Source organism: Streptomyces sp. NBC_01669, assembly GCF_026339735.1.
GTDB lineage: Bacteria > Actinomycetota > Actinomycetes > Streptomycetales > Streptomycetaceae > Streptomyces > Streptomyces yanii.
The window spans coordinates 1,409,958-1,429,594 of record NZ_JAPEQG010000001.1 but is presented as its reverse complement, the minus strand read 5'-3'; the positions used below and the strand labels follow the sequence as shown (position 1 = coordinate 1,429,594).

Sequence of the window (19,637 nt, the reverse complement as noted above, 5' to 3'; positions counted from 1 at the left end):
CAACACGGCAGATGTGCGTGCCGGGCCCCGCGGGCCCGGCATGATCCAAACGAGAAGCCCTACGGCAACTGCTGCCGGTAGGGGGCGAGTTCGTCCGACGTCTTCGTCGCGATGAACTCCGTGATCCGGTACGCGCACACGCCCTCGGCCGCGAACGGGTCGGCCGCCGTGATCTTCTCGATCTGCGTGCGGTCGTCCCCGACGGCGAGGATCACCCCGCCGTCGCGTGGGTTCTTGCGCCCGGACGCGATGAAGACCCCCGCCGCGTACTGCGTGTCCAGCCAGGCGACATGCGCCTCCAGGAGCGCGTCGACGCGCTCGACGGGGGCGGTGTAGGTCAACTCGAGTACGAACATGGGTCTCACCGTTCCTAACCAGTGTGCGTGAATGAGTCTTGGACCCACTGTTGCGTACTGGGCGCATCCCGAACGGTTTTGGATGCGCTGGGTTCCCGCGTTCGCGTCCCGTTCGGCGACAGTCCTCCAGGGGGCCGGTCCGTTGTGGGTGGGCGGGTTCCCTCACGCCCCCGGTGACCTGGTCCGGCCTGGACGGTCCGATGCCTCGCACGATCACTCCGGTCGTGTGGGGGCGGTGCCGTCCGACGCCGGACCGGGTGCCCGAGGGCGCGTCGCCCGATCGCGATACCTGCGGCATCGTGACGGGACATCTTTCGGCGTGGGGTGGTCAGCGGTTTCTGCCAGTGCTGGGCACCCCACAGGCTGGTGTAGGCGGGGTCGACCGCGACGATGCTCAGGCCGTGTTCGGCGGCCATGGAGACCAGTCGGGCCTTGAGCTTGCCGGTCGGGATGCCGGAGACGAGTTGCCGGAACCGTTTCCTGCGGCCGTGTTTCTCGCGGGTCTTCTCGGTGGTGAAGTCGAGGTCTTCGATGCCGATCGCGGCGACCCCGGCACGCACCGCCCAGTTGATCAACCGGGTCAGGGCGTGGCGGATCTGTGCGTCACGGTGGCCGGCCGAACCGGACAGGTCATAGGGGAAACGCCGCGGGTCACCAATGGGGTTGCCGTGGACATCGAGCCGGTAGGCGGCGAAGTGATCGGCGTTGGTGTCGACACCGATCATGCCCCGGGCGCGGGCGGTCTCCAACGGGACGGTCCGGATGACGGGGCGTTGCCAGGACGCGGTGAGGTACCAGCGGCCGCGCTCCGTATCGAGGTGGATGCGATAGGCGACGGCCCGGTTCGCTTCGATGCGGTCAGCCCAGTCGGCGCCCCGGTGCGCGAACGCCACGGTGGAGGTGAGGACGTACCGGCCGTGCTGGGTGTTGGCCAGGTGCGCGAGCGGGGCTGGCAGTTTGATGGACACTTTGCCGTCCGGGGTGACGCGGATCGTCTCGTTCCCGAACCGTTTACCCGACTCGCCGTCAGCGGCGATGAACCAGCGTTCCGCCTTCCAGCGTTCCCGCCACTGGTCTTCGGTGAGCTGGGCCTGGGTGAGGTGGTGGCGGGTGTTGAGGAGACGTCTACCGCCCCGCACCACCCGCACCCGCCCGGCCTGCCACTCGGCGACAGCAGCAGCGTGCCGCGCCTTTAGTGCTGCGAGGCGGCGGGACTTGCGGAACCACTCGCCCTTCGACCGGTAGCCGCCCGCCGCCCGCTTCGTTCCGGGCGCCCCGACCGGGAGGGACAGGCGGTGCCGCAGCGTCCTGATCCCGGCCGCCAGGTTCTGGATGTGCGCTGCCTGGCAACGGCGTGCGAGCGCCCACTGATCGTGCGTGGCCTTGGTGATCGCACCCGCGATCCGCGACGACGACCGTGCCGTCAGCTCCCGCTTCCGCGCCGCCCAGGTGTCCGCACCGTGCTCCAGACCATCCGCACAGCGAGCCTTGAGATCACCGGAAGCCAGCGCACCCTGGTGCGCACCGACCGCGCGCAGCACCATCTCGTCCTGGGGCGTTAGGTGTTTGAGCCGGTCCCGGATCGCCACCCCGCAAGGCCCGGGCACCACGAAGGGCACGGCCAACTCCCGCAAACCACCCACCACATCACCCCCTACCGGGCCGGACACCTGCCACCCGACCCAACGAGCAGCAGCCACCAAGGTCACCCATTCGGCCCCAGAACCCCCGTTCCCACCCCCGCGAATACACCGCCAGGACCCACTCCCGCACACCACCACTCACTTCGGCTCAGTAAACCGACAGCAGCTCGCAACCCTACCGAGGCCTCATCGAGGGAGGGCGGACGGGACTTCTAAGCTGGAAGGCACTATGACGACGCTCCGCACCCCGGCCGACGCAGCCGAAGCCCGCGCCATCCAGGACACCCTCCGCGCCCGCGTGGTGCTGGACGAGCCGGGACCGCCGCCCGGCACCGGACGGGTGACCGGTGTGGACGTCGCCTACGACGACGAGCGCGACCTCGTCGTGGCGGCGGCGGTCGTGCTCGACGCGGCCACCCTCAATGTCGTCGCCGAGGCCACCGCCACCGGCCGGGTGACCTTCCCGTACATCCCGGGGCTGCTCGCCTTCCGGGAGATACCGACTGTGTTGGCCGCGCTGGAATCCCTCCCGGTCGACCCCGGCCTCGTCGTCTGCGACGGCTACGGCAGGGCGCACCCGCGCCGGTTCGGGCTCGCCAGCCACCTCGGCGTCCTCACCGGACTCCCGGTCATCGGCGTCGCCAAGAACCCGTTCACCTTCACGTACGAACAGCCGGGCCCCCGGCGCGGCGACTTCTCCCCGCTCGTCGACGGGGACGAGGAGGTGGGCAGGGCGCTGCGCACCCAGGACGGCACCAAGCCGGTGTACGTGTCCGTCGGCCACCGGACCGGTCTGGACAACGCCTGCGCGCACACACTCCTGCTGGCCAGGGACTTCCGCCAGCCGGAGACCACCCGCAGGGCCGACGCACTCTGCAGGCGGGTCCTCCGGGACGCGACCGTCTGAGCATCCGACGGCGCCCGCGTCCGAGTATCTGAGTATGCGTACGGATACCACGTGCCGATCATGAACGGCACGCTGGTGCGTATGACCGATCATCGAACGTCCACACGCGCCGGAACCGTCTACGTCGCCCAGCGGCGCGTCGCCATAGGGATGACTCTCGGGGTCCTTGCCGGGGTCGTCTGGACCATCTCGATGATCTGTACGCTCGCGTCCTGGATGTTCTGACGCCGGGACGGCCGGCCGGATGCGGCCGTCCCGGCGTGAATCCGCTCAGCGCGTCGCCGCGACCCGGAAGCGCAGCCCGGCCCCGCGCAGCCGCTCCAGCAGTGCGTCGCCCATCGCGACGGCAGTGGTGACCTGCCCGGATGTCGGCGGGAGTTCGTCCAGGGCGAGGCAGAGCGCGGACTGGGCGAGTATCTTCGCCGTCTCGTCGTAGCCGGGGTCGCCGCCGGAGACCTCCGTGAACACCCGGCGTCCGCCGCCTTCTCCGACGAACCGGACCGTGAACCAGCTCCGCTTCCGACGCTCCACGTCCGGGCCCTCACCCGGCTCGTACCGGTCCATCAGCCGGCTGCGCGCGGCGGGCAGCTGCGCGGCGCCGATGAGGGCGCCGATCGCGGCCGTGCCGCCCAGCGCCATCGGCAGCGTCTTCACCGAGGCGAAGTGGCGGTAGCGGAAGTCGGGGCCGTACCGCGCGAGCGCCCGCGCCGAGCGCTCGATGACCTGCGGGTCCAGTGTCGGCAGGGGCAGCGCCCAGGTGCCGGTCTCGGCGCTGAAGTGCGGGGTGCCGAGGCGGGCGCGGGCGCGGCGTCCGACCAGGCGCGGTTCGTGCAGCCGTCGCTCCTGCGCGGCGCGCAGCATCTGCGGGCCGCGGCCCATGGCGGTGAGCGCCGAGGCGAACGTGCCGCCGGAGAAGGCGGCGTTGCTGCGGACGAACCCGTCGATGGTCAGCGGCACGTCCTGCGGCAGCTGCTGGACGGTGAAGTAGACGCCGAGGTCGTGCGGTACGGAGTCGAAGCCGCAGGCGTGCACGAGCCGCGTCCCGGTCTCGCGGGCCCGCGCATCGTGCTCCAGAAACATCCGGTCGACGAACTCCGCCTCGCCGGTCAGGTCCGTGTAATCCGTCCCTGCCTCCGCGCAGGCGGCGACCAACTGCTCGCCGTACCAGACGTAGGGGCCCACGGTGGTGGCCACCACGTGGGCCGATTCGGCGAGTGCGCGCAGTGAACCGGGGTCGTCGGCGTCGGCGTGCAGCAGCGGAAGGTCCGCGCAGCGCGGATCGATGACGGCCAGGCGTTCGCGCAGCTTCTGCAGCTTGGCCGGGCTGCGGCCGGCCAGCGCCCAGCGGCAGCCGTCGGGTGCGTGGGCGGCGAGATATTCGGCGGTGAGGACACCCACGAAGCCGGTGGCGCCGAAGAGGACTATGTCATAGGGGCGTTGTGCCCCGTTCTGCCTGTTCACGAGTGCCTCCGCAGGGGCCGGCGCCGATGTAGCAGGCAGAGGTTAGCGGAGGGGTTCGTGGCGGTGTGCAGTCGGGCGGCGCTCGTGGGGGAGGATCCTCGAGAAAGAACTAAGCGCTTGCTCGGCCAAAAGGGTTGTGCGGAGCGCGGAGCATTCTTAGCATCGTCGCTGTTACATCAGTTGTGTCACACCGCTGGGGGTTCGATGGCAACGACAGAGCACGGCCCTCTCGCGGGTGTGCGCGTGGTCGAGCTGGCGGGTATCGGACCCGGCCCGTTCGCCGCGATGCTGCTGGCCGACCTCGGCGCCGACGTCGTCAGGGTCGACCGGCCCGGCGGCGCGGGGCTCGGCATCGACCCCGCGTACGACCTCACCAACCGCAACAAACGCTCGGTACTCGTCGACCTCAAGGCCGAGGACGGCCCGGACCGCGTCCTGGACCTGGTCGAACGCGCCGACATCCTGATCGAGGGCTACCGGCCGGGCGTCGCCGAGCGCCTCGGTGTCGGCCCCGACGCCTGCCTGGCCCGCAACCCGCGGATCGTGTACGGGCGGATGACCGGCTGGGGCCAGGACGGGCCGCTCGCCGAACGGGCCGGGCACGACATCGCGTACATCGCCCTCACCGGCACCCTCTCCATGATCGGCAAGCCCGGCGAGCCGCCCACCGTCCCCGCCAATCTGGTCGGCGACTACGCGGGCGGCTCGCTCTACCTCGTCGTCGGCGTCCTCGCCGCCCTCCAGCACGCCCGGACCCCCGGCGGCACGGGCCAGGTCGTGGACGCGGCGATCGTCGACGGCGCCGCCCATCTCGCCACGATGATCCACGGGATGCTGGCGGCCGGCGGCTGGCAGGACCGGCGCGGCTCCAACCTCCTGGACGGCGGCTGCCCGTTCTACGGGTCGTACGAGACCTCCGACGGCCAGTACATGGCGGTCGGCCCGCTGGAGCAGCAGTTCTACGACGAGTTCGTCAAGCTCCTCGGCATCGAGGACCGGGCCCCGGACCGCAGCGATTTCACCCGCTGGGATGAGCTGCGCACGGTCGTCGCCGACCGGTTCAGGAACCGGACACGCGCGGAGTGGACCGAGGTCTTCGAAGCCACGGACGCCTGCGTGGCCCCGGTCCTCTCGCTCCGCGAGGCCCCGCACCACCCGCACCTCGCCGCCCGCTCCACCTTCGTCGAGCACGCCGGCCTCACCCAGCCCGCCCCCGCACCCCGCTTCTCCGCCACCCCGGTCTCCGTACGCAGCGGACCCGCGCAGCCCGGCGCGGACACCGAGGGCGTCGCCCGGGACTGGGACGTACCGAGCATCCACCGGTCCCGGAAGGACACCACCGCCTGATGGAACTCTCCCTGCCGCTGAACTACGCGGGTGACCCGCGCGAGGCCTGCGACCAGGTCGCAGCGCTGGAGTCCGCCGGGCTCGACGCCGTCTGGGTCGCCGAGGCCTACGGCTTCGACTCGCCCACCCTCATGGGCTATCTGGCCGCGCGTACCGAACGTATGAAGATCGGTGCGGCGATCCTCAACGTCTACTCGCGCACCCCCGCCCTGATCGCCCAGACCGGTGCCGGACTCGACGCGATCTCCGGCGGCCGGGCGCTGCTCGGGCTCGGCGCGTCCGGGCCGCAGGTCGTCGAGGGCTGGCACGGCAAGGCGTACGACAAGCCGCTCGGCCGGACCCGCGAGACCGTCGACCTGTGCCGCCGGATCTGGCGCCGCGAGGTCATCGACCACCACGGCATCACCGACATGCCGCTGCCCAAGGAGAAGGGCGGCCGGCTCGGCAAGCCGCTGAAGATCCTCACCCGTCCGGTGCGCGAGGAGATCCCGCTCTACATCGCCTCGCTCGGCCCCGCCAACGTCCGGCTGACCGCCGAGATCGCCGACGGCTGGCTGCCCACCCTCTACCTCCCCGAGAAGGCCCAGCAGGTGTGGGGCACGGCCCTCGCCGAAGGTGCCGCCGAGCGCGACCCGGCGCGCGGACCGCTGCAGACCGTAGCCGGAGGGATGCTTGCCATCGGCGACGACGCGGCCGCACTCAGGGACCTCGCCCGCCCGCAGATCGCCCTGTACGTCGGCGGCATGGGCGCCAAGGGCAAGAACTTCTACAACGACCTCGCCGTCGCGTACGGATACGAGAAGGAAGCCGCGCTCATCCAGGAGCTCTATCTCTCCGGGAAGAAGAAGGAGGCCGAGGCCGCCGTCCCGGACGAATTCTGCGAGCTCATGTCGCTGTGCGGGCCCGAGGGGTACGTACGCGACCGCATCGAGGCGTTCCGCGAGTCGGGCGTCACCATGCTCAACGTCATCCCGGTCGGTCCCGACCCGGCCCGGCTGATCTCCACCGTCAAGAACTGGCTCTAGGGGGCCCGCAGTGCAGCGGCAGATCTTCACCGAGGAGCACGACGCGTTCCGCGAGACCGTCCGGACCTTCCTGACCAAGGAAGTCCTCCCGCACTACGAGCAGTGGGAGAAGGACGGCATCGTCTCGCGCGAGGCCTGGCTCGCGGCCGGCCGGCAAGGGCTGCTCGGCCTCGCCGTCCCCGAGGAGTACGGGGGCGGCGGCACCACCGACTTCCGCTACAGCGCCGTCCTCGCCGAGGAGTTCACCCGGGCCGGCGCCCCCGGGCTCGCGCTCGGCCTGCACAACGACATCATCGGCCCCTACCTCACCGGCCTCGCCACCGAGGAACAGAAGCGGCGCTGGCTGCCCGGCTTCTGCAGCGGCGAGATCATCACCGCCATCGCGATGACCGAACCCGGCGCCGGTTCCGACCTCCAGGGCATCCGCACCACCGCCGAGGACAAGGGCGACCACTGGCTGCTCAACGGTTCCAAGACGTTCATCTCCAACGGCATCCTCGCCGACCTGGTGATCGTCGTCGCGAAGACCACCGCGGAGGGCGGCGCGAAGGGGCTCTCGCTGATCGTCGTCGAACGCGGTGCGGAGGGCTTCGAGCGGGGCCGCAACCTCGACAAGATCGGCCAGAAGTCCCAGGACACGGCCGAGCTGTTCTTCAACGACGTCCGCGTCCCCAAGGAGAACCTGCTCGGTGAGCGCGACGGCGCGTTCATCCACTTGATGACCAACCTGGCGCAGGAGCGGATGGGCATAGCGGTCGCCGGTATCGCCGCCGCCGAGTACCTCCTGGAGATCACCACCCAGTACGTCAAGGAGCGCGAGGCCTTCGGACGGCCGCTCTCCAAGCTCCAGCACATCCGCTTCGAGATCGCCGAGATGGCCACCGAGTGCGCCGTCACCCGGGCCTTCCTCGACCGGTGCATCGTCGACCACTCGGACGGGAAGCTCGACGCCGTGCACGCGTCGATGGCCAAGTGGTGGGCCACCGAGCTGCAGAAGCGCGTCGCCGACCGCTGCCTCCAGCTCCACGGCGGCTACGGCTACATGACGGAATACCGGGTCGCCAAGGCGTTCACCGACGGCCGCATCCAGACCATCTACGGCGGCACGACCGAGATCATGAAGGAGATCATCGGCCGCTCGCTGCTCGCCTGACCCCGACGATCGACCACCCCCGAAAGGCTGCTGTCTTGAGTACCGAAGCATTTGTCTACGACGCGATCCGCACCCCGCGCGGCCGCGGCAAGGCCAATGGCGCCCTGCACGGCACCAAGCCGATCGACCTCGTCGTCGGCCTCATCCACGAAATCCGTAACCGCTTCCCCGACCTGGACCCGGCCGCCATCGACGACATCGTCCTCGGCGTGGTCAGCCCGCTCGGCGACCAGGGCTCCGACATCGCCCGGATCGCCGCCATCGCCGCCGGGCTCCCGGACACGGTGGCGGGCGTCCAGGAGAACCGGTTCTGTGCCTCCGGGCTGGAAGCCGTCAACCTGGCTGCAGCCAAGGTCCGTTCGGGCTGGGAGGACCTGATCCTCGCGGGCGGCGTCGAATCGATGTCCCGGGTGCCGATGGGCTCCGACGGCGGCGCCTGGGCGATGGACCCGATGACCAACTACGAGACCGGCTTCGCCCCGCAGGGCGTCGGCGCCGACCTCATCGCCACCATCGAAGGCTTCTCGCGCCGCGACGTCGACGAGTTCGCCGCACTCTCCCAGGAGCGGGCCGCCGAGGCATGGAAGGACGGCCGGTTCGCGCGCTCCGTCGTCCCGGTCAAGGACCGCAACGGCCTCGTCGTCCTCGACCACGACGAGCACATGCGCCCCGGTACCACCGCCGACTCGCTGGCCGCGCTCAAGCCCTCGTTCGCCACCATCGGCGAGCTGGGCGGCTTCGACGCCGTGGCACTGCAGAAGTACCACTGGGTCGAGAAGATCGACCACGTCCACCACGCGGGCAACTCCTCGGGCATCGTGGACGGCGCCGCACTCGTTGCGATCGGCTCGAAGGAGATCGGCGAGCGCTACGGTCTGACCCCGCGAGCCAGGATCGTCTCCGCCGCGGTCTCCGGATCCGAGCCGACCATCATGCTGACCGGCCCCGCGCCCGCCACCCGCAAGGCCCTCGCCAAGGCCGGGCTCACCATCGACGACATCGACCTCGTCGAGATCAACGAGGCGTTCGCCGGCGTCGTCCTCCGCTTCGCCCGCGACATGGGGCTCTCCCTCGACAAGATCAACGTCAACGGCGGCGCCATCGCGCTCGGTCACCCGCTCGGCGCCACCGGCGCGATGATCCTCGGCACCCTCATCGACGAACTGGAGCGCCAGGACAAGCGGTACGGCCTCGCCACCCTGTGCGTCGGCGGCGGCATGGGCGTCGCCACCGTCATCGAGCGTCTCTGACCGTCCCCGGCCACCCCTTGCTTACGGAGAACACCGCAATGACCGAGAGCACGACCATCCGCTGGGAACAGGACGAGACCGGCGTCGTCACCCTCGTACTCGACGACCCCAACCAGTCCGCCAACACGATGAACCAGGCCTTCAAGGACTCCATCGCGGCCATCGCCGACCGCGCGGAAGCCGAGAAGGACTCCATCCGCGGCATCATCTACACCTCCGCCAAGAAGACCTTCTTCGCGGGCGGCGACCTCAAGGACATGATCAAGGTCGGGCCTTCGAGCGCCCAGGACGCCTTCGACGTCGGCACCGCCATCAAGAACTCACTGCGCCGCATCGAGACCCTCGGCATCCCCGTCGTCGCCGCCATCAACGGCGCGGCCCTCGGCGGTGGTTACGAGATCGCGCTCGCCTCCCACCACCGCATCGCCCTCGACACGCCCGGCTCCCGCATCGGCCTGCCCGAGGTCACCCTCGGCCTGCTGCCCGCGGGTGGCGGCGTCACCCGCACCGTACGCCTCATGGGCGTCGCCGACGCGCTGCTGAAGGTCCTCCTCCAGGGCACCCAGTACACCCCGAAGCGCGCCCTGGAGAACGGCCTCGTCCACGAGGTGGCGGCCACGCCCGAGGAGATGCTCGACAAGGCCCGCGCCTTCATCGACGCCAACCCCGAGTCCCAGCAGCCCTGGGACGTCAAGGGCTACAGGATCCCCGGCGGCACCCCGTCGAACCCGAAGTTCGCGGCCAACCTGCCCGCCTTCCCGGCCAACCTGAAGAAGCAGCTCGCGGGCGCCCCCATGCCGGCGCCCCGCAACATTCTGGCCGCCGCCGTCGAGGGCTCCCAGGTCGACTTCGAGACCGCACTGACCATCGAGGCCCGGTACTTCACCGAGCTCGTCACCGGCCAGATCTCGAAGAACATGATCCAGGCGTTCTTCTTCGACCTTCAGGCCGTCAACTCCGGCGCCAACCGCCCCAAGGGCATCGAGGAGCGCCAGGTCAGGAAGGTCGCCGTCCTCGGCGCCGGGATGATGGGCGCGGGTATCGCGTACTCCTGCGCGCGCGCCGGCATCGAGGTCGTCCTCAAGGACGTCTCCACCGAGGCGGCCGCCAAGGGCAAGGCGTACAGCGAGAGGCTGCTCGCCAAGGCGCTCTCCCGGGGCCGCACGACCGAGGCGAAGCGCGACGAGCTGCTGGCCCGCATCACCCCGACCGGCGACCCGGCCGATCTGGCGGGCTGCGACGCCGTCATCGAGGCGGTCTTCGAGGACACCGCGCTCAAGCACAAGGTGTTCCAGGAGATCCAGGACATCATCGAGCCCGACGCGCTGCTCTGCTCCAACACCTCGACCCTGCCGATCACGGTCCTTGCCAAGGGGGTCACGCGCCCCGCCGACTTCATCGGCCTGCACTTCTTCTCGCCCGTCGACAAGATGCCGCTGGTCGAGATCATCAAGGGCGAGCAGACCGGCGACGAGGCCCTGGCGCGCGCCTTCGACCTGGTCCGCCGGATCCAGAAGACGCCGATCGTCGTCAACGACTCGCGCGGCTTCTTCACCTCGCGGGTCATCGGTCAGTTCATCAACGAGGGCGTCGCCATGGTCGGCGAGGGCGTCGAGCCCGCGTCGGTCGAGCAGGCAGCGGCGCAGTCCGGCTACCCGGCCAAGGTCCTCTCGCTGATGGACGAACTGACGCTGACCCTGCCGCGCAAGATCCGCAACGAGACGAAGCGCGCGGTCGAGGAGGCGGGCGGCACCTGGGCCGGGCATCCTGCGGACGCGGTCATCGACCGGATGGTCGACGAGTTCGGACGTACCGGCCGGAGCGGTGGCGCGGGGTTCTACGAGTACGACGAGGACGGCAAGCGGGCCCGGCTGTGGCCGGGGCTGCGCGAGCACTTCACGAAGGCCGGCACCGACATCCCCTTCGTCGACATGAAGGAGCGGATGCTCTTCTCCGAGGCTTTGGACAGCGTCCGTTGCCTGGAGGAGAACGTCCTCATCTCGGTCGCCGACGCCAACATCGGCTCCATCATGGGCATCGGCTTCCCGCCGTGGACCGGAGGCGTGCTCCAGTACATCAACGGGTACGAGGGCGGCCTGCCCGGCTTCGTGGCGCGCGCCCGGGAACTCGCCGAGAAGTACGGCGACCGGTTCCTGCCGCCCGCGCTGCTGCTGGAGAAGGCCGAGAAGGGCGAGACCTTCCACGACTGACCGGCGGCCCAGCGGGCCACGTACGGCCGGAGGCTGCGGCATCCGCACCCTCCGGCCGGAAAATGCCGGGTGGACAGCGGGACACCCTGCTAGCGTCGGTGCCATGAAGCGCGCTGCTGCCATGACGACGACGCCGGAGAGTGTCCCGGCGCGCTGACCGATGTCTCAGTCCGAAGCCCCGGGGCGAGTGCCCCGGGGCTTCGGCTTGCGGCCACTCGCCCGATGACCGCGAGGAGACCGCCATGCACGACCACCGCAAGCTCGGCCGCGAACTGGCCCTGTTCGACACCGACCCGCTGATCGGCGCGGGACTTCCGTACTGGCTGCCCGACGGCGCGACCGTGCGGCACACCCTGGAGGAGTACATCCGCACCGCTGAGCGGCGGGCCGGCTACCGGCATGTGTACTCGCCGGTGCTGGGCAAGCGGGAGCTGTACGAGATCTCCGGGCACTGGTCGCATTACAGCGACGACATGTTCCCGCCGATGGACCTGGGATCGGAGCAGGTCGTCCTGCGGCCGAGTCTCTGTCCCCACCACGCGGTGATCTACCGCTCCCGCTCGCACAGCTACCGCGAGCTCCCGCTGCGCATGGCCGAACTGGGCGGCATGTACCGCTCCGAACTCTCCGGTGTGCTCGGCGGGCTGACCCGCGTCCGGGCCATCCAGCTGAACGACGCGCATATTTTCTGCACCCTGGACCAGGTCGCCGACGAGGCGCGGGCCGCCCTGGAGATGATCCGAACTGCCTACGAGGCGCTGGGCATCCGCCCGGCCCGCTACCGGCTCTCCCTCCCCGGCCCCGGCGGCAAGTACGTGGCCGCCCCCGAGAAGTGGCAGCGGTCCACCGCCCTGCTCACCGAGGTACTTGACCGCTCCGGCCTGCCGTACGACTCGGCGGAGGGCGAGGCCGCGTTCTACGGCCCGAAGATCGACGTCCAGGTCACCGACGGTGCGGGCAGGGAATCCACCCTGTCCACCGTCCAGGTCGACTTCCACCAGCCCGAGCGGTTCGATCTGTACTACATCGGCGCGGACGGCGCGAAGCACCGGCCGGTCATGGTCCACCGCAGCATCATCGGCAGCGTGGAGCGTGCCGTCGCCCATCTCATCGAACAGCACGGCGGAGCCTTCCCCGCCTGGCTCGCCCCGACCCAGCTGGCGATCCTCCCGGTCTCCGAGGCGGAACTGCCGAACGCCGTCGCGTTGGCCGCGCGCTGCACCGACCGCGGGCTGCGGGCCGAGATCGCCGGGCCGGAACGTGGCACCCTGGGCGCCCGCATCCGGGAGGACCGCCTGGTGCCGTACCAAGCGGTGATCGGAGCCAAGGAAGCCGTCGACGACCACGTCGCCGTACGGCTGCGCGACGGACGCCGCCTCGACCCGCAACCCGCCGACGCCTTCCTCGAACGGATCGGCGCGCTCATCGACGCCCACACCACCGAGCTGTGGGACGACGCCCCGTAACAGGCCAGGCGCCGACAGTGAGCCCCTGTCGCCGACGGGGCTCACTCCGCCGTGAACGCCGCCCGCAGTTCTTCCTTGAGCGACCGCTGGAACGCGGTCACCAGCGCCTGCAGCACCATCGGCTGCATATGGGCGGACAGCGACTTCATCGCCGCCACATGCTCCGGGTCCGACTCCCGCTCCCGGTACGGATTCCACACCTCGTCCCGGAACAGCCGCGTCAGCTCGTGCGCGGCGGAACGGGTGTGCTCCAGCAGAACCGTGCGGGCCGCGAGGATCGTCTCGTGCGCGATCGGGACGTCGAGCAGCTCGACGCCGAGACGCAGCAGCCCGGGATCGACCCGGTAGCTCCCGGCCGCCGCATCCGCACGCTCCAGAACGCCCATCGCGGCCAGCCGGTCGATGTCCCCCTCGGCCAGCGCCCGTCCCGCTCGCCGCTCCAGCTCCGCCCGGGTCGTGTGCTCCGCCGAGTCCGGCGCCCAGGACGCCACCAGCGCCCGGTGGATGGCCAGATCGTGAGCGCTCAGATCGGGCGGCAGCTGCTCCAGATAGCGTTCGATCGCGGCGAGGGTCATGCCCTGGTGCTGAAGCTCCTCGATCAGCGCCAGCCGCGAGAGGTGCTCGTGCCCGTAGTGACCGACCCGGCGCGGTCCGATCACCGGGGGTGGCAGGAGCCCCCGCGTGCTGTAGAAACGCACGGTGCGTACGGTGACTCCGGCGCGCGCCGCCAGCTCGTCGACGGTGAGCGTCGGCTCCTCGGTCCTGGTCGCCATGTCTGCTCCTTGGTCCTGACCGCTGGGCACTGCTGTCCTCGGTGACGGCTGTACGTGGGCACGGCCGCATCCGTTGCATCAATCCGGTTCAACAGTATTGCTGTCTCACCACTGTTGTGAAAGTGTCCGGCACCATCGAAGCGCAGTCCCACCCCCGGTACGGACCCGCACGGTCCGGCCGATGGCGCCAGGAGGCGGCCGTGACCACGATCCTGCGACTTTCCGCCGAACCCGGGCAACTCACGCTCCCCGCCCTGCTGCTGCGCAACGCCGAGGACCATGGTGATCTTCCGGCGCTCTCGTGGCGGGCCGACGGTGACGACTCCGGATGGACGACCCACACCTGGCGCGAAGTGCGGCGCAAGGTCGCGGTACTCGCCGCCGGATATGCCGCGCTCGGCGTGGAACGCGGCGAGCAGGTTCTCATGATGATGGGAAACCGGCCCGAACACTGGCTGAGCGACCTCGCCCTCACCCACCTGGGAGCCGTCCCCGTGACGGTGTACTCCACCGCGGCCCCCGGACAGATCGCGCACATCGCCCGGCACAGCCGCGCTCGATTCGCGATCGTCGAGGGCGCCCGGGAACGGGAACGCTGGGAGCCGCTCCTCGCGGACGGCACCGTACCGCTGGAGAAGCTGGTCGTCGTCGAGGCGGCGGAGGCAGGACCCCACCGTACGTACGGATCGCTGCACGCCACCGGGGCCCGCCTGTACCGGCCGGACGCCTTCGAGAAGGCATGGCGGGAGTCGCGGGCCGAGGACCCGCTCACCGTCGTCTACACGTCCGGCACCACCGGCGACCCCAAGGCCGTCCCGATCAACCATCGCAGCGTCGTCGTCAACGCTGTCGCCCTGGACCGGGTGGTGGAACTCCCCGACCATGCCGCGCACATCTGCTACCTCCCGTTCGCCCACATCGCGGAGCGGATGCTCGGCATCTACCTGCCGGTCTTCCGCGCCTCGCACGTCCACCTCTGCCCCGACCCGTCGGCGGTCGCGGCTGCGGCGCGGGCTCTGCACCCTGCCCAGTTCTTCGGCGTCCCGCGAGTCTGGGAGAAGCTCGCCGCATCCGTGCGGGCCGCCCTCGTCGCCCTGCCGGAGGAACAGCGCGCGGCGATCGACGCGGCAGCCGGGACGGCCCGCGAGCACGTCGCCCACCGCGAGCGCGGCGAACAGCCGTCGGCCGAGCTGGAAGCCGCCTACCGGCAGGCCAGGACGACGGTGCTGGAACCGCTCCTGGCACGGGCCGGCTTCGACAGGCTGGTGTGGGCGGCGAGCGCGTCCGCGCCGATGCCGCTCGACGTGGTCCGTTTCTGGGCCGGCTTCGGCATCGTGATCATGGATGCGTGGGGGCTGACCGAGACGGTCGGCGTCTTCACCTGCAACAGCCCGACCGGCTTCCGGCTCGGCTCGGTGGGGCGGCCCCTGGCCGGGATGGAGGTGAGGATCGCGGAGGACGGCGAGATCCTGGTCCGCGGCGAGACGGTCCTCACGGGCTATCTGCGCGCCGACGGCACGGTGGAGCGCGTGCTCGACTCGGACGGCTGGTTCGCGACCGGTGACATCGGCCGGGTCGACGAGGACGGCTACCTGTGGCTCACCGACCGCAAGAAGGAAATGATCGTCACCTCGACCGGCAAGAACGTCTCCCCGGCGCTCGTCGAGAACACCCTCAAGGAACACCCGCTGATCGGCCAGGCCCTCGCCCACGGCGACGGCCACTCCTACCTGGTCGCCCTGCTGGTCCTGGACGCCGAGATGACCCCGGCCTGGGCGGCGGCCCGGGGCATCGACAGCGATCCGGCCGCACTGGCCGACCACCCAGCCGTACGGGAGGAGATCGCCCGCGCCGTCGAGGCGGCCAACGCCAGGCTCAATGGGACGGAGCAGGTCAAGAGGTACCGGCTGCTGTCGGAGGAATGGGGTCCGGAGACGGGCGAACTGACCCCGTCCCTGAAACTGCGCCGCCGGGTGATCCACGACAGGTACGCAGAGCTCATCGAGGCGCTGTACAGGGAGGGCTGAACCCGGTCGGTTGTCAGTGGTGGTCCGTACGGTGGTGTCATGTCGGAGATCACGTATGTACGGGGGGACGCCACCGCACCACAGGGCAAGGGCGTCAAGCTGATCGCGCATGTCTGCAACGACCTGGGCGGGTGGGGCAAGGGGTTCGTCCTCGCCGTCTCCCGCCGCTGGCCGGAACCGGAGGCCGCCTACCGGCGCTGGCACCGGGAGCGCGCGGGCAACGACTTCGGCCTGGGCGCGGCGCAGTTCGTCCAGGTGGGGCCGTACGTGTGGGTGGCGAACATGGTGGGGCAGCGGGGAATGCGTACGGGCAGCAAGGGGGTGCCCGTACGGTACGAGGCGATCGACACCGCGCTGGGCCTCGTCGCCGAACGGGCAGTCGAGCTGGGGGCGTCGGTCCATATGCCACGGATCGGTTGCGGTCTCTCGGGCGGCAGTTGGTCCCGGATCGAGCCGCTGATCGAGCAGCGGCTGGTGGGCCGGGGGATATCCGTGACGGTGTACGACTACGGGGAGGGGCCCGTCGCGCACCGTGGCTGAACCCTCGTCACGGGAAGCTGGTGCACTTCGAGGGCGACCGCGAAGAGCTGCTGCGGCGGCCGGCCGTACGGAACAGCGGACCGGAGTCCGGCGTCATCTCGCCCGAGACCCTGGCCTGGATAGACGAGCACTCCGATTCACCGAAGGGGGAGGGCGAGGAGTTGCCGCGGCTGCCGGGCCGGATCCCGCCGCCCCTGCCGCTCGCCGGAGATCGCATACTGGAAGACACATCAACCGGGTACCGATCCGCACGCCCGCCGACTGCTGGGAGCGCCCGCATGAGCAGCGAAGAACCCCGGGGGAGCGGCCCGGAGCCGCCGCCGCCCGGCGGAGTGCTGTGGAGCCTCGCCGGGGACGTCCGCGCCCTGCTGATGCTCCCCGCGGCCCTCACCCTCCAGGTCGCGCACCCGGCGGTCGGCGCGGGTGTCGACGAGCACTCGGTGTTCCGTACGGACCCGTGGGGGCGCGGCGAACGGTCTCTGCGCTCGCTCCAGCTCTGGGTGTACGGGGGCGAGGAAGCAGCCTCGGAGGGGCGGAGGCTGCGGAAGCTGCATCGCACCATCCAGGGCACGGACAGCCGAGGGCGCCGCTACCACGCGCTGTCACCGGAGAACTACGCCTGGGTGCACGCCACCGGCTTCCCCGTGTACCGGCACGCCACGCGCTATCTCGTTCGCCCCCTCACCGAGGCGCAGGAACGGGCCCTGTACCGGGAATGGCTTCAGGTCGGCCGGGTCCTCGGCATCCACGACCGGGACATGCCGCAGTCGATCGAGGAGTTCTGGCCGTACTACCGCAAGATGCTCGCCGACGAGATCGAGGCGACCGTCGTCGTCGAGGAGCTGGTCGCCACGGACCGGCCGGTACCGCCGCCGGTCCGGGGTCCGCTGCCGGTCAGGTGGCTGCTCAAGGCCTTGTGGCCGGTCCTGTTCCCGCCACTGGCCCGGTTCCGCAGGTTCATCACCATCGGGCTGATGCCGCCGGACGCGCGCGAGGCGATCGGTCTGGAGTGGACGGACGCGCAGGAGCGGAAGCTGCGGCGGTTCTGCGGTGTCGTCCGGGTCGTGGTGCCCGTGCTGCCTGAGCGGCTGCGCTATCTGCGGTTCGCCCGCGAGGCGCGGGCGGGGCACCGCAGAGCGGTCCGGGGCGCTTCTCGCTGAAGCACCTCCGGAGTGGACGGGCGGCGTGGACGGCGCCGCCCGTCAGGCCTTGGGACAAGGCGTTCGGATCAGGGTTTGCGCCCGACACCGCTGGCCGCGTGGCCCTGTGCGGCATCAGCCTGCGGCTGGCCGGGATCGGGCCGCCAGGCCGCCGTCCTGACGACGCCGGGGTCGACCAGGTCCAGGCCGTGGAAGAAGCCGGCGATCTGTTCCGGACTGCGCAGGTGGTACGAGCTGGCCGAGTTCGCGTTGTACGTCCTGACGGCCGTGTTCAGCGTTTCGCTCGTGTTCGTACCGTCGCTCAGCGCCAGGTAGCTGCCCGAGGGCAGCGCGGCCACGAGCCGGTCGACGATGGCCCCCGGACCGTCCTCGTCGGGCAGCTGCCCCATGATTCCCAGCATCGTCAGACCGATCGGCCGACTGAAGTCCAGTGTTCTGGCCGCCTGTTCGAGGATTGCGTCGACGTCCCTCACATCGGCGTCGATGTACGCACACGCGCCCTCGGGGGTGCCGGCGAGCAGTGCGCGGGCGTGGGTCAGTACGAGCGGGTCGTTGTCGACGTACACCACCCGGCACTCCGGCGCCAGCCGCTGAGCCACCTCGTGGGTGTTGTTGGCGGTGGGCAGGCCGGTGCCGATATCGAGGAACTGGCGTATGCCGGCCTCCGCGGTCAGGAAGTGCACCGCGCGGGCGAGGAACGCCCGTTGCAGCCGGGCGATCTGAGCGAAGTCGGGAAACGCCTGCAGGATCATGTCGCCGGCCTCGGCGTCGACGGGGTAGTTGTCCTTGCCTCCGAGGAGGTAGTTCCATACCCGGGCCGAGTGTGGCCGGTCCGTCTGCAGCCTGTCGGTAAGTGAGCGAGAAGGATCATTCATGAACAGAGCTTGGCACAGAGTGGTGTTGCTCAGGCGGATGCCCGCTTGATGAGCTCGGTCGGCGTGATCACCGAATCGGGCTCCTCTCCCTCGCCGTCCAGCCGCTGCATCAGCAGACGAACCATCAACCGCCCCATGCCCTCTACGTCCTGACGGACCGTCGTCAACGGCGGATCGGTCGCCTCGGCGACCTGCTCCATGTCGTCGAAGCCCACCAGTGCCACATCCTCCGGCACCCGTCGGCCGTGCTCGCCCAGCACCCGCAGGGCGCCGGACGCCATCAGGTCGTTGGACGCGAACACTGCGTCGAGGTCGGGGTGGCGCGCCAGCAGCTCGGCCATCGCGCGGGCGCCGCCCTCGGTGGTGAAGTCACCGTCCGCGACCAGGGACGGATCGGCGTCCGGCAGTACCTCGAGGTAGCCGTCGATCCGGTCGAGCGCCGACGTCTGGTCGCGGGGACCCGCAATGTGCGCGATCCGCTGCCGGCCGAGGGAGACCAGATGGCGTACGGCCTCGATGGCCCCCCCACGGTTGTCGCAGTCCACGTAGGGGACGGCATGTTCCGACGCGGCGCCCGTCGTGCCGGGGCGGCCGCCGTAGACCGTGGGGACCCGGAACCGGCGGATGATCGCGGGAAGTTCGTCGTCGGTGTGCAGCGAGAATGCCAGCACACCGTCCACATGGCCCCCGGCCAGATAGCGGGTGACCCGGTCGAAGTCGCCGCTGCCCTCCACCAGGAGCAGCACCAACTGGGCGTCGAACACATTCAGTTCACGGCTGATTCCGCGGATCTGGCGGGAGAAGAACGGGTCGGAGAAGATCCGGAACTCCGGCTCGTCGATGATCACGGCGACCGCGCCGTTGCGCCGCGTGACCAGGGTCCGTGCCGCATGGTTCGGTATGTAGCCGAGCTCCTCGACCGCCTTGCGGACCTGGTCCACCAGCGGCCGGCGCACCCCCGCCCCGCCGTTCACGACCCGGGAGGCCGTCGCCCTGGAGACCCCGGCGAGGGCCGCCACGGCCTCCAGCGTGGGACGGACATCGCGAGCGGAATCGGGGCTCGGACCGGGCAAGGGACGCTCCTCGGGCGCACGGGACCGGCCGCGAGCGGCCGGGGCTGGCGGACCAGCACGAACCCCGCCAGCCTATCCGGCGCCGTCACCCCCGCCCGGGCGTGACGGCGCCGACAGTGGCCCTGTGGGTCAGTCCCGGTCGTGGATCGGCTCGTACTTCAGCCGCAGGTCGTAGTGGGACACGTCGTAGCCGCCGTCGCCGCCGGCCGGGTAGTAGGGGTCGCCGATACCCGGGGCGCCCGCGGCGCCTTCGGCGGCCGATGCCGGGATCGCCGGCAGCAGGAAGGCCGCGAGTGCGCTCGGGACGATGAGTCTGCGGTGCACGAATGCTCCACGTCTTCGGGGCGGATGATCTTTTCGACCCTGTTCAG

17 protein-coding genes and 1 pseudogene are annotated in these 19,637 nt (G+C 70.5%); 11 read left to right on the top strand and 7 right to left on the bottom strand.

The genetic code is table 11. The features are described 5' to 3' along the window. Nucleotides 1–59 precede the first annotated feature (59 nt). A complete protein-coding gene (locus OG972_RS06360; protein ID WP_266979083.1) occupies nucleotides 60–356 on the bottom strand; it encodes a YciI family protein in 297 nt (98 codons plus the stop codon). A 14-nt stretch (nucleotides 357–370) separates the two neighbouring features. Next, nucleotides 371–1,999: a transposase gene (locus OG972_RS06355; RefSeq protein ID WP_266979081.1), complete on the bottom strand. Its 1,629-nt coding sequence runs from the start codon at nucleotides 1,997–1,999 to the stop codon at nucleotides 371–373. 229 nt (nucleotides 2,000–2,228) lie between these two features. Between OG972_RS06355 and OG972_RS06350 the strand changes: the two genes are divergently transcribed. Together OG972_RS06350 and mmpA are read left to right on the top strand one after the other, a co-directional pair. Next, nucleotides 2,229–2,906: an endonuclease V gene (locus tag OG972_RS06350; RefSeq protein ID WP_266979079.1), complete on the top strand. Its 678-nt coding sequence runs from the start codon at nucleotides 2,229–2,231 to the stop codon at nucleotides 2,904–2,906. 81 nt (nucleotides 2,907–2,987) lie between these two features. Then, entirely contained in the window at nucleotides 2,988–3,131 is a 144-nt protein-coding gene (gene mmpA, locus OG972_RS06345; protein WP_266979077.1) for a morphogenic membrane protein MmpA, read from the top strand. 45 nt (nucleotides 3,132–3,176) lie between these two features. Here mmpA and OG972_RS06340 read toward each other — a convergent pair whose 3' ends face one another. Further along, a complete protein-coding gene (locus OG972_RS06340; RefSeq protein ID WP_266979075.1) occupies nucleotides 3,177–4,367 on the bottom strand; it encodes a trans-acting enoyl reductase family protein in 1,191 nt (396 codons plus the stop codon). A 204-nt stretch (nucleotides 4,368–4,571) separates the two neighbouring features. Between OG972_RS06340 and OG972_RS06335 the strand changes: the two genes are divergently transcribed. The 6 genes from OG972_RS06335 (at nucleotide 4,572) to thrS (ending at nucleotide 12,818) form a co-directional block, all read left to right on the top strand. Next, complete coding sequence (locus OG972_RS06335) at nucleotides 4,572–5,714, top strand: CaiB/BaiF CoA-transferase family protein (protein WP_266979073.1); 1,143 nt, start codon at nucleotides 4,572–4,574, stop codon at nucleotides 5,712–5,714. Then, nucleotides 5,714–6,739 (top strand): LLM class F420-dependent oxidoreductase, encoded by a 1,026-nt coding sequence (locus OG972_RS06330; protein ID WP_266979071.1) that lies wholly within the window; start codon nucleotides 5,714–5,716, stop codon nucleotides 6,737–6,739. Before OG972_RS06335 ends, OG972_RS06330 begins: the two co-directional genes overlap by 1 nt. A 10-nt stretch (nucleotides 6,740–6,749) precedes the next feature. After that, complete coding sequence (locus OG972_RS06325) at nucleotides 6,750–7,892, top strand: acyl-CoA dehydrogenase family protein (protein WP_266979069.1); 1,143 nt, start codon at nucleotides 6,750–6,752, stop codon at nucleotides 7,890–7,892. Between the two features lie 35 nt (nucleotides 7,893–7,927). Beyond that, on the top strand, nucleotides 7,928–9,142 hold the full coding sequence (locus OG972_RS06320) for an acetyl-CoA C-acetyltransferase (RefSeq protein WP_266979067.1): 1,215 nt from the start codon (nucleotides 7,928–7,930) through the stop codon (nucleotides 9,140–9,142). A 38-nt stretch (nucleotides 9,143–9,180) separates the two neighbouring features. After that, a complete protein-coding gene (locus tag OG972_RS06315; RefSeq protein WP_266979065.1) occupies nucleotides 9,181–11,352 on the top strand; it encodes a 3-hydroxyacyl-CoA dehydrogenase NAD-binding domain-containing protein in 2,172 nt (723 codons plus the stop codon). Nucleotides 11,353–11,492: 140 nt separating this feature from the next. Beyond that, complete coding sequence (gene thrS / locus OG972_RS06310; RefSeq protein ID WP_266979063.1) at nucleotides 11,493–12,818, top strand: threonine--tRNA ligase; 1,326 nt, start codon at nucleotides 11,493–11,495, stop codon at nucleotides 12,816–12,818. Between the two features lie 41 nt (nucleotides 12,819–12,859). Here the strand turns inward: thrS and OG972_RS06305 are convergent, their stop codons facing one another. Continuing rightward, a complete protein-coding gene (locus OG972_RS06305; RefSeq protein WP_266979061.1) occupies nucleotides 12,860–13,591 on the bottom strand; it encodes a MerR family transcriptional regulator in 732 nt (243 codons plus the stop codon). A gap of 200 nt (nucleotides 13,592–13,791) precedes the next feature. Between OG972_RS06305 and OG972_RS06300 the strand changes: the two genes are divergently transcribed. The 3 genes from OG972_RS06300 (at nucleotide 13,792) to OG972_RS06290 (ending at nucleotide 17,318) form a co-directional block, all read left to right on the top strand. After that, the gene (locus tag OG972_RS06300; protein ID WP_266979059.1) at nucleotides 13,792–15,618 is read left to right on the top strand and encodes a long-chain fatty acid--CoA ligase; all 1,827 of its coding nucleotides are present in this window, start codon (nucleotides 13,792–13,794) and stop codon (nucleotides 15,616–15,618) included. 39 nt (nucleotides 15,619–15,657) lie between these two features. Continuing rightward, nucleotides 15,658–16,158, top strand: coding sequence for a macro domain-containing protein (locus OG972_RS06295; protein ID WP_266979057.1), 501 nt, complete (start codon nucleotides 15,658–15,660; stop codon nucleotides 16,156–16,158). Between the two features lie 278 nt (nucleotides 16,159–16,436). Next, on the top strand, nucleotides 16,437–17,318 hold the full coding sequence (locus tag OG972_RS06290; RefSeq protein WP_266979055.1) for an oxygenase MpaB family protein: 882 nt from the start codon (nucleotides 16,437–16,439) through the stop codon (nucleotides 17,316–17,318). 68 nt (nucleotides 17,319–17,386) lie between these two features. Here the strand turns inward: OG972_RS06290 and OG972_RS06285 are convergent, their stop codons facing one another. The 3 genes and pseudogenes from OG972_RS06285 to OG972_RS06275 all read right to left on the bottom strand — a co-directional run. After that, nucleotides 17,387–18,193, bottom strand: coding sequence for an SAM-dependent methyltransferase (locus OG972_RS06285; RefSeq protein WP_266979053.1), 807 nt, complete (start codon nucleotides 18,191–18,193; stop codon nucleotides 17,387–17,389). Nucleotides 18,194–18,222: 29 nt separating this feature from the next. Beyond that, a complete protein-coding gene (locus OG972_RS06280) occupies nucleotides 18,223–19,266 on the bottom strand; it encodes a LacI family DNA-binding transcriptional regulator (RefSeq protein WP_266979051.1) in 1,044 nt (347 codons plus the stop codon). 147 nt (nucleotides 19,267–19,413) lie between these two features. Continuing rightward, nucleotides 19,414–19,590: pseudogene (locus tag OG972_RS06275) on the bottom strand (M1 family peptidase); the annotation flags it as partial. Nucleotides 19,591–19,637 lie beyond the last annotated feature (47 nt).